This is a genomic window from Kribbella endophytica, from assembly GCF_054781295.1.
The window spans coordinates 692873-706019 of sequence record NZ_BAAGUR010000002.1 but is presented as its reverse complement, the minus strand read 5'-3'; the positions used below and the strand labels follow the sequence as shown (position 1 = coordinate 706019).

Annotated in this window: 13 protein-coding genes; 3 read left to right on the top strand and 10 right to left on the bottom strand. The window is 70.3% G+C overall.

Features of this window, described 5'->3' with window-relative positions; all coding sequences use genetic code 11:
- The 5 genes from ACYVIO_RS21750 to ACYVIO_RS21730 all read right to left on the bottom strand — a co-directional run bounded on the left by ACYVIO_RS21750 (position 1) and on the right by ACYVIO_RS21730 (position 3374).
- Positions 1 to 417 carry an adenylyltransferase/cytidyltransferase family protein gene (locus ACYVIO_RS21750; RefSeq protein ID WP_460652684.1) on the bottom strand — a complete coding sequence of 139 codons (417 nt, stop codon included), beginning with the start codon at positions 415 to 417 and terminating at the stop codon, positions 1 to 3.
- Positions 417 to 1148 carry a CDP-alcohol phosphatidyltransferase family protein gene (locus ACYVIO_RS21745; protein WP_460652683.1) on the bottom strand — a complete coding sequence of 244 codons (732 nt, stop codon included), beginning with the start codon at positions 1146 to 1148 and terminating at the stop codon, positions 417 to 419. The genes ACYVIO_RS21750 and ACYVIO_RS21745 overlap by 1 nt, the downstream gene beginning before the upstream one ends.
- A complete protein-coding gene (locus ACYVIO_RS21740) occupies positions 1145 to 1567 on the bottom strand; it encodes an adenylyltransferase/cytidyltransferase family protein (RefSeq protein ID WP_460652682.1) in 423 nt (140 codons plus the stop codon). The genes ACYVIO_RS21745 and ACYVIO_RS21740 overlap by 4 nt, the downstream gene beginning before the upstream one ends.
- 240 nt (positions 1568 to 1807) lie before the next feature.
- Entirely contained in the window at positions 1808 to 2977 is a 1170-nt protein-coding gene (locus ACYVIO_RS21735; protein ID WP_460653556.1) for a glycosyltransferase, read from the bottom strand.
- Positions 2978 to 3173: 196 nt separating this feature from the next.
- Positions 3174 to 3374: a hypothetical protein gene (locus tag ACYVIO_RS21730; protein ID WP_460652681.1), complete on the bottom strand. Its 201-nt coding sequence runs from the start codon at positions 3372 to 3374 to the stop codon at positions 3174 to 3176.
- Here ACYVIO_RS21730 and ACYVIO_RS21725 point away from each other — a divergent pair.
- Entirely contained in the window at positions 3373 to 4815 is a 1443-nt protein-coding gene (locus ACYVIO_RS21725; protein WP_460652680.1) for a right-handed parallel beta-helix repeat-containing protein, read from the top strand. The two genes, ACYVIO_RS21730 and ACYVIO_RS21725, sit on opposite strands and share 2 nt — an antisense overlap.
- Before the next feature lie 184 nt (positions 4816 to 4999).
- Positions 5000 to 6724 (top strand): right-handed parallel beta-helix repeat-containing protein, encoded by a 1725-nt coding sequence (locus ACYVIO_RS21720; protein ID WP_460652679.1) that lies wholly within the window; start codon positions 5000 to 5002, stop codon positions 6722 to 6724.
- Here the strand turns inward: ACYVIO_RS21720 and ACYVIO_RS21715 are convergent.
- From ACYVIO_RS21715 to ACYVIO_RS21695, 5 genes are all read right to left on the bottom strand, one after another.
- A complete protein-coding gene (locus ACYVIO_RS21715) occupies positions 6714 to 8096 on the bottom strand; it encodes a mannitol dehydrogenase family protein (protein ID WP_460652678.1) in 1383 nt (460 codons plus the stop codon). The two genes, ACYVIO_RS21720 and ACYVIO_RS21715, sit on opposite strands and share 11 nt — an antisense overlap.
- On the bottom strand, positions 8093 to 8251 hold the full coding sequence (locus ACYVIO_RS21710; protein WP_460652677.1) for a hypothetical protein: 159 nt from the start codon (positions 8249 to 8251) through the stop codon (positions 8093 to 8095). Before ACYVIO_RS21710 ends, ACYVIO_RS21715 begins: the two co-directional genes overlap by 4 nt.
- Positions 8248 to 8472, bottom strand: coding sequence for a hypothetical protein (locus tag ACYVIO_RS21705; RefSeq protein WP_460652676.1), 225 nt, complete (start codon positions 8470 to 8472; stop codon positions 8248 to 8250). The genes ACYVIO_RS21710 and ACYVIO_RS21705 overlap by 4 nt, the downstream gene beginning before the upstream one ends.
- Before the next feature lie 282 nt (positions 8473 to 8754).
- Positions 8755 to 9687 (bottom strand): sugar kinase, encoded by a 933-nt coding sequence (locus tag ACYVIO_RS21700; protein WP_460652675.1) that lies wholly within the window; start codon positions 9685 to 9687, stop codon positions 8755 to 8757.
- Between the two features lie 591 nt (positions 9688 to 10278).
- Positions 10279 to 11262, bottom strand: coding sequence for a LacI family DNA-binding transcriptional regulator (locus ACYVIO_RS21695; RefSeq protein WP_460652674.1), 984 nt, complete (start codon positions 11260 to 11262; stop codon positions 10279 to 10281).
- A gap of 456 nt (positions 11263 to 11718) precedes the next feature.
- Between ACYVIO_RS21695 and uxaC the strand changes: the two genes are divergently transcribed.
- Positions 11719 to 13125 (top strand): glucuronate isomerase, encoded by a 1407-nt coding sequence (uxaC, locus tag ACYVIO_RS21690; RefSeq protein ID WP_460652673.1) that lies wholly within the window; start codon positions 11719 to 11721, stop codon positions 13123 to 13125.
- Positions 13126 to 13147 lie beyond the last annotated feature (22 nt).

The window sequence follows — 13147 nt, the reverse complement described above, 5'->3', positions numbered from 1 at the left end:
TCACAGCGTGCCCTCCAGCAGTCGCCGCAAGTCCGTGCTGGACGTCGAGGCCGTGTACGGGAAGTAGTGCACCTCGGCCCCGACCTCCCCGAGCAGCTTCTCCAGCCGGAGCCCCTTCTCGGTGCCCTTCCAGTCGTCGCCCTTGAACAGCACGTCGTACCGGAGCTGCTTCCACATCTCGAACTTGTCGCTCGACCAGTCGCTGACCACCTCGTCGACGATCCCGATCGCGCGCACGACCTCCATCCGCTCGTCGTGCGGTACGACGGGCGGCCGGCCCTTGATCTTGGTGACGACGTCGTCCTCGACCACCCCGGCGATCAGGTAGTCGCAGTGCTCGCTGGCGCGGCGCAGGATGTTCAGGTGCCCGATGTGGAACATGTCGTAGACCCCCGGGGCGTACCCCACGACACCCATCAGCCCTGAACCTCCGCCGGAACCAGCGCCGCCATCTCCTTGTACCACTTGGCGATCGCCGCCAGCAGGAACAGCAGGTTCGCCAGCAGCATCAGCCCGTACAGGCCGACGAACACCGACGGCCACCCGAAGGTGAGGAACACCAGGCAGAGGATCCCGTAGTCGGTCGGCGCGATCACCAGCGACTTCAGCACCGAGTCGCCGCGCACGTTCGCGGTCGAGGCGCCGTGCCGCCGGCGCAGCTGGTCGATCAGGATCAGCCCGAAGAACATCACCGCGGACACGCACAGGTAGGCGAGCGGGATCAGCAGCACCAGTTCGTTGCTAAAGGCATCGAAGCGGTAGAACGAGATCAGCACCGCCGAGTGCAGCAGCGCGATCTTCACGCAGTCGATCATGTGGTCGAGCCACTCACCGAGCGGCGAACCACCACCGCGCAGCCGGGCCAGCTGACCATCGGCCGAGTCCAGCGCGTACCCGAGCACCAGCAGCGCGGTCACCGCGAGAGCCAGTCCGAAGCTAGGCTCGACGAGGGCGATCAGCACGATCCCGACCAGCGAGCAGAAGCCGCTGGACAGGCTGACCTGGTTGGGCGTCCGGTTGAGCACGAACGCTCCGGCGGCCAGGTAGCGCCCGAGCTTGCGGTTCACGAAACGCGAGTACGCCGGCGTACCGGCCGAAGGCTTCTGGGCCCGCGCGAGCTGGGCGACGGCGTCGCCGTACGAGCTCATGCGACGGAACTGCGCGACTGCCGCTGGTCGATCGCGGCGCGCAGGATCTGGCTGCGGGACTCGCGACGCGCGGGCAGCTCGCTGATCAGCTCGGCGGGGATCCCGTCCAGCTCGTCAGCGGCCAGCACACCGTCGGTCCCGTCAGCGGCGAACACGGTCCGTGCCCCGAGGACGTTGGTCAGCCACCCGGCTTCCTCCACCACGACGACCTCGTCGACGCAGCGCAGCTGCTCGAGGATCTGCCGGCGCTCGACCAGCGGCACGAACGGCCGCGCGCCCCACGCGTCCAGCGCCCAGTCGTCGGTCAGCACGCCGACCACAAGCCGGTCGCACTGCTGCTGCGCCTGCTCGAGCACGTCGAGGTGCCCGATGTGGAACAGGTCGAAGACCCCGGTCAGATAACCGATGCGCTGCGGCACCCTGCACTCCCCCACTGAGCCCCCGCGGGCTCTTCCCCTTCGGCGTTCCCGAACTCGCCGGTACGCCGAACACCTGTGCTGAGAACTGCCGGCGCGATACCGGAATCCCGGTCCCCACCAGCTGCCGGCGAGACCCCCCTCGCCTCGGCGCACTTTACACCGGGCGATCCGCGGTGACCTACGCCCGTCGCCGCGCGGCGATCACTACCCCGGCAGGTACTTCGGGGGCAGGCGGCCCGGTCAACGGTCGGCCGCGTGCCGCGCGATCGCATCGGCGTAGATCCTCTCCGTGGCCGCCAGGTCGCGCTCCGGGGTGAAGCGCTCCAGGTAGACCTGACGGGCTCGCTCGCCGCAGGTTACCGAACATGCGGGATCAGTGATCAACCGCAGTGCCTTCCGCAGCGATTCAGGGTCGCCAGGCTCGGCCAGGACACCGGTCTCGCCGTCGTCGACCAGCTCGGTCAGCGCGCCGATCCGGGACGCGACCACCGGCACACCGTGCGCGAACGCCTCGACCACCACGAGGCCGAACGTCTCGTACGAACGGGCGGGTACGACGACCGCCCGCGCCGTACGGACGACCGCCATGCTCTCGGCCCACGGCAGCGCCCCGAGCACCCGCACGGACGGGTCCACCGCGGCGCGGGCCTCGGCCGCCGCGCGCAGCGGCCCGTCCCCGACGACGACCAACTGGCCGAGGGAGGGCTCCCAGGCGTCGAGCAGATCCGCGAACCCCTTGTCCTCGGTGAGCCTGCCGACGAAGACGACGGCCTCACCCGCACCGGTCCGGACCTGCCCGGTGGACGGGACGGCGTGCGGCTTGACGACGATCTTCTCCGGCGCGAATCCGCCGGCGACGTACCGGGAGCGGACGAACTCCGAGGGCGCGATCAGCGTCGTGACGTGCCGCTGCCAGGTGTGCAGGGCCTGGTGCGCGGTGATCCCGGCGACCAGCGGAAGGCTCTGCACGGTCGACTCGCGGTAGCACGCGTGCACCACGCCGCGCCACGGGATCTTGCCGACGCACGACTCGCACGGACCGCCGTCGCGCTGCAGCACCGCGTTCGCGCACATCAGCCGGAAGTTGTGGAGCGTGGCGACGACCGGCAGGCCGGCCCGCCGGGCAGCGCGCAGGACCGACGGGCTCCACAACGGAAAGGTGTTGTGAACGTGCACGATGTCCGGACGTTTCTCCTGTAAGCGGAGAGTCAAATCGCGGGCGGCCGAAAATGACCAGATGGAGCGAAGCGGTAACAGAGCGCGATCTTTCCCCGGCATCTGCGCGATCGAGTCGCTGTGCTGCTCGTAGATGTCGACGACATGTCCTGAGCTGCGCAGAAAATCAGCCGTTTGATCGACGACAGTGTTCTCACCGCTGGGTTGACCTGATCGATAACGGTTGTGCAACATGGCGACCCGCATGGCACCACCTTAAAGGTTCGCGGTGGTGACAACTGGTTCGTGAGGCCGCATCTCGGGGAGTTTCACCGCGCGCCGATAACCCGGAGGATGCTTTGAGAAGGACGTCGCCCAAGCGGTTGCTGTTCGTCGGTGTTATCGCTACCGCGGTCGCTGTCGTTACAGTCGCCTATCCAGTCTTCTCTCATCAGAAGAACGCGGCCACCGCGGGAAAGTCACGCAGCACCGAGCAGAATGCCGCGGCCGGCGCGGGAATTCTCCCGTCGTCACGGCCGACCACGAAGCCGACGAATCCCGGTACGACGCACCCGCCGGGCACGGTGACGAGCAAGCCGCCGACCGTCGTACCGACGACGAAGCCGTCGAAGCCCGCGGATCCAACCAGCATGCCGACCTCCCCCGAGCCGCCGGAGCCGACCAAGACGGTCGTCGTCCCCGGCAACAGCACCGCCGGGCCGGCGTACGCGGGTCCGTGCAGCGGTGTCGCGATCAAGCCGGGCCAGAACGCCCAGTCCGTGGTCAACGCGAACCCGGCCGGTACGACGTTCTGCTTCAGCGCCGGTCTGCACCGGATCAGCCAGACGATCCGGCCCAAGGCCAACCAGACGATCGCCAGCGACGACCGCGCCGTGCTGACCGGCTCCGTCCCGCTGACCAGCTGGGCCCGCTCCGGCGCTGCCTGGGTGACCCGCGGCGCGCTGCCTGCGGCGTACGGCAAGGCCGGGCAGTGCGAGGACAACGCGGCGAACATCTGCAGCCTGCGTGAGCAGGTCTACCTGGGCGGCGCACACCAGACCCGGGTCGCTTCGCTCGCCGCGGTCAAGGCCGGCACGTTCTACGCCGACTACGCCGCCAACGCGATCTACGTCGGCAGCGACCCGGCCGGCAAGGCGGTCGAGATGGCGAAGACGTCGACCGCGATCGAGTCGAACCAGACCGGCGTCACCGTGCGCGGGCTGACCATCGAGCACTTCGCCAGCGCGGCCCAGGCCGGCGCGCTGGTCTCCGGCCCCGGCTGGACGGTGAAGGCGAACGAGGTCCGCTGGAACAAGTCGGTCGGGCTGATGCTGGTGAAGGCCAACAGCTCACGGATCGAGCGGAACCTGGTGCACCACAACGGCCAGCTCGGCCTCGGCCAGTACAGCTCGCTGCAGGCGAACGTCACCTCGAACGTGATCAGCCAGAACAACACCGACGGCTTCTGGATCGCCGACTGGGAGTCCGGCGGCATGAAGTCGACCCGCTCGTCCGGCACGGTCAGCGGCAACCTGATCCAGGCCAACAAGGGCGTCGGGATGTGGGCCGACGTCGCCGACGACGGCCGGGTGATCAGCGGCAACAAGATCGTCGCCAACGCCGCCGACGGGATCCGGTTCGAGATCAGCCGCAACGGCACGATCGAGAACAACACGATCACCGGCAACGGCTTCGGCACCGGGCGTGGCTCCGGGACGTCGCTGTGGGACGGCGGCGGGATCAACGTGAACACCTCGTCGAACGTGACGGTCCGCAACAACGTGGTCAGCGGCAACGTGAACGGCATCTCGGTCCAGTCCCGGACCCGGGGCGACGGGCCGTGGGGCAAGTACCTGCTGCGCAACGTCCGCATCACGGGGAACACCGTCCAGATGACCGGCGGCACACAGGCCACCGGGATGGTGCAGAACTCCGGTGCCGAGGTGCCCGCGGGGCAGCTGGCGTTCAGCGGGAACCGCTACCTGCTCGACCGGCTCGCCGCGCAGCGGTTCGCCCGGTTCGGCACCAAGCTGACCGCCGAGGGCTGGCGGGCCGCTGGGCACGACACCAGCGGGAGCTTCCTCACCAACTAGTTGACCGTGTGTAGTTGCGCGGCGTGGAGATGATTGCGCCGCGCAACCGAGTATGCGCCCGAGGCAACTTGTTAGGGGCAAAACGCAACAGAATGTGTTGACAAGGCCACGTGGGGTACTAGTCTGCCCAGGTAGTTGCACCGGGGGGTGCCGATGGACAGTCACGCCCCGGAGGCCCGACAACATGAACAAACAAGTGACGATTCTCGCCGCGACCACGCTCGGCACGCTGACGGTCGTCGCCGTCGTCAGTACGACCGTACCGGCCGCAGCGTCACCGTTTCAGCCCTCGCTCACCACACTCCCCGACCGCGGGGCCGAGCCGGCCGGCTCGATGCCGTGGACAACTGTTGCGGCAGGCGCACCGCCCGTCGCCGTCCACACTCCTTTGGTGCCGCCGGCCACGATCACGCTGCCGGTCGGCCCGCGGCCGACCATCACGGTGCCGGTGATCACGCCGCGGTCGAGGCGGCCTTCGCCGCCGCCCCCGATCCCAGGCGCCAGCTTCGAGGTCGGCCCGTCGCAGGCACCCGCGTGCTCGGGTGTCGTGGTCAAGCCCGACGAGAACGCGGCCGACGTGGTCGACAAGACCCCGGCCGGCAGCACCATCTGCTTCGCCTCAGGACTGCACCGGATCGATCGGATGTTGCGGCCGAAGGCCAAGCAGACCCTGGGCAGCGACCAGGGCGCCGTACTGACCGGGTCGGTCCCGCTGGCCGGCTGGACCGCGAACGGCGGCGACTGGACGGTCAAGGGCGTGCTGCCGAAGGCGTACGCGCAGATCGGGCAGTGCGAGGACAACGTCACCAACATCTGCCACCTGCGCGAGCAGGTCTTTGTCAACGGCAAGCACCTCAAGCGGGTCGCGACCCGCGAGAAGGTGGTGCCCGGCACCTTCTACGGCGACTACGCCGGCAACGCGGTGTGGATCGGTGACAACCCGGCCGGGAAGTCGGTCGAGATGTCGAGGACGACGACCGCGATCGGCGGCGGCCAGGTCAACGTGACCGTGCGAGGCCTGACCGTCGAGCACTTCGCGTCCGCGCCGCAGGCGGGCGCCGTCGTACTGGGTGGTGGGTGGAACGTCTTCGCCAACGACCTGCGCTGGAACCACGCGGTCGGCGCGATGCTCGTCAACGCCGACGGCGCGCGGCTGGAGAAGAACCTGATCCAGTCCAACGGGCAGCTCGGGGTCGGCCAGTACAGCACCACGAACGGGTCGATTGTCGGCAATCAGATCAGCGGCAACAACACCGACGGGTTCTGGATCGCCGACTGGGAGTCCGGTGGCATCAAGACCACCTGGTCCAACGGCGGCTCGGTCAGTGGGAACGCGATCAAGGCCAACAAGGGCGTCGGGCTGTGGAGCGACGCGTACGACGACGGGCGGACCTTCGCCAGCAATCAGATCGTCGACAATGCCGCGGACGGCATCCGGTACGAGATCGGGCGCAACGGCGTGATCGAGAACAACACGATCACCGGCAACGGCTTCGGCACCGGGCGCGGGTCAGGCCGGTCGCTGTGGGACGGCGGCGGGATCAACGTCAACACCTCGTCGAACGTCCAGGTCCGCAACAACACGCTCGCCGGCAACGTCAACGGCATCTCGATCCAGTCCCGCACCCGCGGGAACGGGCCGTGGGGCCTGAACGTGCTGCGCGACGTCGTTGTCACCGGCAACAAGGTGACGATGAAGGGCGGTACCACGGCGACCGGCATGGTGCAGAACGCCGGCGCCGCGATCCCCGCCGGCGAGGTCACGCTGAAGGCCAACGAGTACTTCCTGGACAGCCTGTCCGCGGACCGGTTCCAGAAGTTCGGTCAGTGGTTCACCGCCAAGGAGTGGCAGCAGGCCGGCTTCGATGCCGGCAGCAACTTCCTCCTCGGCAAACGCATCATCCGCTGAGCTCGGTGACGTGCCCGATCAGGAGACTACGGAGGGTCTCGCTGGTCCGGAGGTCCGCCGGGAAGACAGTCCCGACCGCGAGCAGGGCGTCCACCAGTGCGGTGGGCGTTCCTGCGTCCGCGGTGGCTGACTTGAGGCGGTCGGCCTGCGGGTCGTCGACGGTGGTGCTGCGGGCCACGTAGACCATCCAGGCGGCGACCGCGCGGGCGGCTTGGACCGGTTCGGCGTTGGCTGCCAGTCGGTCCTGGATGGTGCCGAGGAGTCGGACGGGGAGCTTGACCGAGCCGTCCATCGCGACCTGGGTGGTCTTGTGCTTGAGGGCCGGGTTGGCGAACCGCTCGAGCACCGACTCGCCGTACGACGGAAGGTCGAGGCCGTCGGGTGGGGTGAGCGTGGGGATGACGTCGCTACTGATCAGCTCGCGCGCGGCCGCCGCGAGCTCTTCGTCGCGGACTGCTTCGGCGATGGTCTCGTAGCCGCGCAGGGCGCCGAGGTACGCGAGCATCGAGTGGGTCGCGTTGAGCATCCGGAGCTTGGCCTGCTCCCACGGCGCGACGTCCGCGGTGAGGACCGCGCCGGCCGTCTCCCACGCGGGGCGGACGCCGGCGAAGTGGTCCTCGATCACCCACTGCAGGAACGGTTCGGCGACGACCACCGCCTCGTCCCGTACGCCGAGCAGCCGCGCGGCCTCGTCGCGGTCCGCGTCGGTGGTCGCGGGGACGATGCGGTCGACCATGCTCGCCGGGAACGCTGCGGCCTCGAACTGCTCGCCCTTCAGGCCGGCCGCGTCGGCGTACTCGTGCACGAGCCGCTGCAGGAAGGGGCCATTGGCAACGAGGTTGTCGCAGGAGAGGATCGTCAGCGGTTCGCCGGTACGACGGGCGAGGCCGGCGGCGAGCTGGCCGACGACGGTCCGCGGCGGACGCCCGGCGAGGTCGGCCTGGATCTCTGGGTCGTTGAGGTCGAGCCCTCCCCCGGAGGCCGCGCGATAGCCCTTCTCGGTGACCGTCAGCGTGACGACCGCTGTCGCATTGTCAGCAATCCGCGCGACGACGGCGTCCGGGTCCTCGGGCGCGGTCAGCACTTCGCGGATGCTGCCGATCACCTCGATGGAGGTCTCATCGGTGCCGCGGGTCAGTACGGCGTACAGGCCGTCCTGGGGTGCGAGCTGGTTCTTCACGGCGGCTGAACGCTGGCTGATGCCGGAGATCCCCCAGCGGGTCTCCCCGGTGAGCTGAGCGGCCCGCTCGGTGAAGACGGCCTGATGCGCCCGGTGGAACGCGCCGAGGCCGAGGTGAACGATGCCGACAGCAAGCTCTCCGGGGTCGACCGCGGGTTTGGTGGGCAGGTTGCTCAAGCTCAGGCGATTCATACGGAGACCTCCGTGGTGGAACGACCGGGCGCAGCTGCCAGGTCGGCGGCGTGGATGCCCCAGATACTGGGGCCGGTCGAGGCGGCGGGGGCGCCCGCGGTGGTGAGGGCGGGCGAGGCGGCATGGACGGTCGGCTGGCCGTCGGCGGCGCTCATGCCGAGACCTCCGAGGTGGCGGCGTGGACGCCCGAGGTACTCGGGGTGGGCGACGCGGCGGGGGTGGGCTGGTTCTCGGGGGTGCTCGGGGTGGGCGACGCGGCGGGGACGCCCGAGGTGGTGAGGACGGGCGAGGCGATGTGGTCGGCTGCATGGGCGGCCGCATCGGCGCGGGCGGCTGCGGTGGCGGGTGCGGCTGGGTGGCTGTCGGGGGTGCTCACGCCGAGACCTCCGTGGTGGCGGCGTGGACGCCCGAGGTGCTCGGGGTGGGCGCGGCGGGCGTGGACTGGTTCTCGGGGGTGCTCGAGATGGGCGACGCGGCGGGCGTGGACTGGTTCTCAAGGGCGCTCGGGCGGGCGACGCGGCCAGGGGTGGACTGGTTCTCGGGGGTGCTCACGCCGAGACCTCCGAGGTGGCGGCGTGGACGCCTGAGGTGCTGAGGGCGGGCAAGGCGGCGTGGACGGCCGCGGTGGCGGGTGCGGCTGGGTGGTTGTCGGGGGTGCTCATGCTGAGACCTCCGTTGCTGCGTGGGTTCTGGTTTGGGTGAGCGTGGGGACGTGGCCGGTGCCGCCGAGGCCGCCGACGGACAGCGAGGCGGCGGCTACGCCGAGGCGGACGGCGGTGAGGAGGTCGTCGCCTAGGGCGAGGCGGGCGGTAACCGTGCCTGCGAAGGAGTCGCCGGCGCCGGTCTGGTCGACAACGCTCGGGGCGGGGACGACCGGGATTTCGGTGAGGCGGCCGGCGTCGTCCAGAAGGATGCCGTCCTCGCCGCGGGTCAGGGCTACGGCTTGGATGCCGAGGCCGCGGAGCGTCGTACAGGCTGCTGCCGGGTCGTCGGTGTCGGCGACGAGTTGGGCTTCGCGGGGCCAGCCGGGGGTGATCAGACGGGTGTACGGCGCGACGGCGCGCAGGTGAGCGGCGGCGCCGGCGGCGGAGACCAGGCGCGGGCGCCAGTTCGGGTCGTAGACGAAGCACTTGCTGTGCCGGGCGGCTACGCGGACAGCCTTTGCGGAGAGTGGGGAGATGGCGCAGGCGATGCCGCTGGCGAGTACGGCGCCGACTTCGGCGACCAGGTCGAGCGGTACGTCGCCGGGGCCTAGACCGGAGCCGGCGCTTCCGCGGCGTACGTAGGTGAACTCGCGGGCGCCGGAGGGGTCGGCGTGCTGGAGATAGAGGCCGTGCTGGCCCTCCACTCGGCGTACCAGCGAGGTGTCGATGCCGAGGGCAACCACCCGGTCGAGCAGGCGGTCGCCGAGCTCGTCGTCGGGCACGCGGGCGAGCAGCGCGGTCTTGGCCCCGGCCGCAGCCGATGCGGCGGCCGCGTTGAGCGCGTCCCCGGAGAAGTTGAGCGTGAGGTTGGTGCCCGCATCCAGAGGCTCGGTGGAGCTGAGCTCGACGAGGATCTCCCCGAGGACGAGCACATCAGGCATCACCATCAGAAGTACCTCCAAGGGCGGGTTGGGGGCGAGGCCGGCGACCATGCGGCCGGGCAGGTCTGCTGGGGCTGGGCAGGCTGCGGCCGGAAGTGCGGTGGGGAGTGAGCCATGGACCGGAGCGGCGCAGTTGGCTCGGCAGCGCGGCCGGACCCGAGCGGCGCAGTTGGCTCGGTGGCACGGCTGAACCGGAGCGGCGCAGTTGGCCCGGCAGCGCGGCTGGACCCGAGCGGCGCAGTTGGCCCGGCAGCGCGGCTGGACCGGAACGGCGCTGTTGGCTCGGCAGCGCGGCTGGACCGAAGCGGCGCAGTTGGCTCGGCGACGCGACTGGACCCGAGCGGCGCGATTCGCTCGGCTGCACGGCTGGACCGGAACGGCGCAGTTCCATCGGCAGCGCCGCTGGAACCGGGCGGCGCAGCTCGCTCGACAGTACGGCCGGACCGGACGGCGCACTTCGCCCGGCAGCACGGCTGGACCGGAGCGGCGCAGCTCGCTCGGTGGCGCGGCTGGACCGGAGCTGCGCTGCACTGGCGAAGAGGCCCAGCGCCGGCTCGGGGGTGTCGGGGCGGAGCGTCTGTCGCCTGGGTGCTGGGATCATTGGGGGGCCTCGGTGGTGGAGGCTCGGACCAGGAGGTCGCCGGGGAGGGTTCGGCGTTCGGGGGTGGTGGCTGGGTTGTCGAGGAGGGTGAGGAGGAGTTCTACCGCCAGGCGGCCGGCCTGTTGTTTGGGGAGGCGGATGGTGGTGAGGGGCGGGTGGGACATCGCGGACATGGCGATGTCGTCGATGCCGACCACGCTGAGGCGGGTGGGGACGGGGATGTTGCGGGCGTGGAGGCGGGCGAGGAGGCCGATGGCGACCAGGTCGTTGTAGGCGATGACGGCGGTGGCGCCGGTGGCTACGACCTGGTCGGCGGCGGCCATGCCTCCGTCGTAGTGCGGCGGGAAGTGGCCGACCTCGACGAGGTCGACGCCGTGGGCCGCGCTGGCTTGGGAGAGGCCCTGGCCGCGCTGGTCGCTGGACCAGGAGGCTGCGGGGCCGCCTACCCAGGCGATGCGTCGGTGGCCCAGGGCCGCCAGGTGGGCGACTGCTTGGCGCATGCCGTCCTCGTGGTCGAAGACGACGGCCGGTAGATCGTCGACAATGCGGTTGAGCAGTACGACGGTGGTGTCGGCGGCGATCGCCTTCAGGTCCTCGGCTTCGGCGCGTGGGGAGCAGAGGATCAGCCCGTCGACCTGCTTGGCGAGTGCGCGGACGAGGTCCATCTCGGCGGCGACGTCCTCGTCGGTGTCGGCGACGAACACCGCGACGTCGGCTGCCCGGGCGCGCGCCTGGACGCCTTTGACGACGCTGGGGAAGAACGGGTTGGCGAGGTCCGGCAGGACGAGGCCGATGTTGCCGGTCCGGCCGGTGATCAGGCCGCGGGCGGCCTTGTTCGGTTCGTAGCCGAGCGAGTCAGCCGCCGAACGCACCCGCGCGCGGGTCGCCGGGTTGACGAGGTCGGGCAGCGACAGCGCCCGCGAGACGGTCGAAGTCGACACCCCCGCCAACCGCGCGACATCGCGAAGTGTTGCTGCCACATCCACCTCCCCGCTCAGAAACCCGAACCCACCGGTCACCGCTTCAGCTCCAACGCCCTACGGCTGGTCGCCGCGGTCCCGCCGGGGCACGTCCCCGAAACGTCCCGCCGCTGCCGGCGGAGGGAGTGCACACGGGAGCCTCCACGGTGTGAAGCAGCAGCCTCCGCCGAGGACGCCGAAACCCTAGCCTCCGCCCGGGAGGCGAAGACTCCATGCCGGAAGCCGAAGCACCCGCCCCGACCGTGATCGCTCCACCGCACCCTCCCGCGCTCGAGGCCAAGCCCTTCGCGCTGGAGACCGAAGCCGCAACCTCCGTTCGAGGCCGACCACCGCAAACCTCTGTCCTGGAGTCTGCAAGCGATTGCAAGGTGGTGTCAACAATCTTGACTCTTGTGCTTACCTGAGGCTACTGCAATCCTTTGCAGTGCTGTTGCAGACGACGTAGTGGAGGACGACATGCCGAAGGCCCTGCAGCCTCATCCGGATCGGGCGTTGCCGGCGGGTGAGGCGCGTGAGTTGGCGCGCCGGATCCATGGGTCGACGAAGGATCTGCCGCTGCTCTGCCTGCACGGGCATGTCGACGCGAACCTGTTCGCGAGCGACGAGCCGTTCGGCAACCCGGCGGAGCTGCTCGTCGTACCGGACCACTACGTCACCCGCATGCTGATCTCCCAGGGCGTCTCCCCCGACCGGCTCGGCCTGCCGCGCCGCGACGGGACGACGACGGCCGAGCCGCGGGAGATCTGGCGGGAGTTCTGCTCGCACTGGCACCTGTTCGCCGGTACGCCGAGCCGCTACTGGCTCGAGCACGAGTTCGCCGAGGTGCTCGGGCTGACCGTGCACCCGTCGGCCGAGACCGCCGACCTCCTGTACGACGAGATCGCGGCGCGCCTCGCGCAGCCGGAGTTCCGGCCGCGCGCGCTGCTCGACACGTTCAACATCGAGCTGTTGTCGACAACCGACGCCGCGACCGACGACCTCGCCCCGCACGCGAAGATCGCCGCCGACCTGCCCGGCCGGATCGTCCCAACGCTGCGCCCGGACGCCGTCGTCCACGTCGACCGGCCCGGCTGGAGCGACCTGATCACCCTGCTCGGCGAGCGCGCCGGGACCGACACCACGTCGTACGCCGGGTACCTCGAAGCGCTCAAGCAGCGCCGCCAGACCTTCATCGCGGCGGGCGCACGCGCGACCGACCACGGGCACTTCAGCGCGGCCGCCACTCCCCTGAGCGACGCCGAGGCCGAGCGGATCTACGCCGACGCCCTGCACGGCCGGACCACGCCCGAGGACGCCGCGGCGTTTGCCGGCAACATGCTGTTCCAGATGGCCGCGATGTCCGCCGAGGACGGGCTGGTCATGCAGTTGCACCCCGGCGTACTGCGTGACCACCACCCGGGCATCCACGCGACGTACGGGCCGGACCAGGGCCACGACATCCCGGTGGCGACCGAGTTCACCCAGTCGCTGCGGCCGGTGCTGGAGCGGTTCGGGCACGCCGAGGGGTTCCGGATGGTGCTGTTCACCGTCGACGAGACCACGTACTCGCGGGAGCTGGCGCCGCTGGCCGGTGTGTACCCGAGTGTCCGGCTGGGCGCGCCCTGGTGGTTCCTGGACAGCCCGGACGGCATGCGGCGCTTCCGCGAGCTGGTGACCGAGACAGCCGGGTTCTACAACACCTCCGGCTTCGTCGACGACACCCGCGCGTTCCTGTCGATCCCGGCCCGGCACGACCTGGCCCGGCGCATCGACGCGGGCTACCTGGCCGACCTGGTCGTCCAGCACCGCCTGGACGAGGACGACGCGTTCCAGGTCGCGCAGGACCTGGCGTACAACCTGGCGCGTACGACCTACCTGAGCTAGTCCGTGCTCCTGGTGCCGCGCA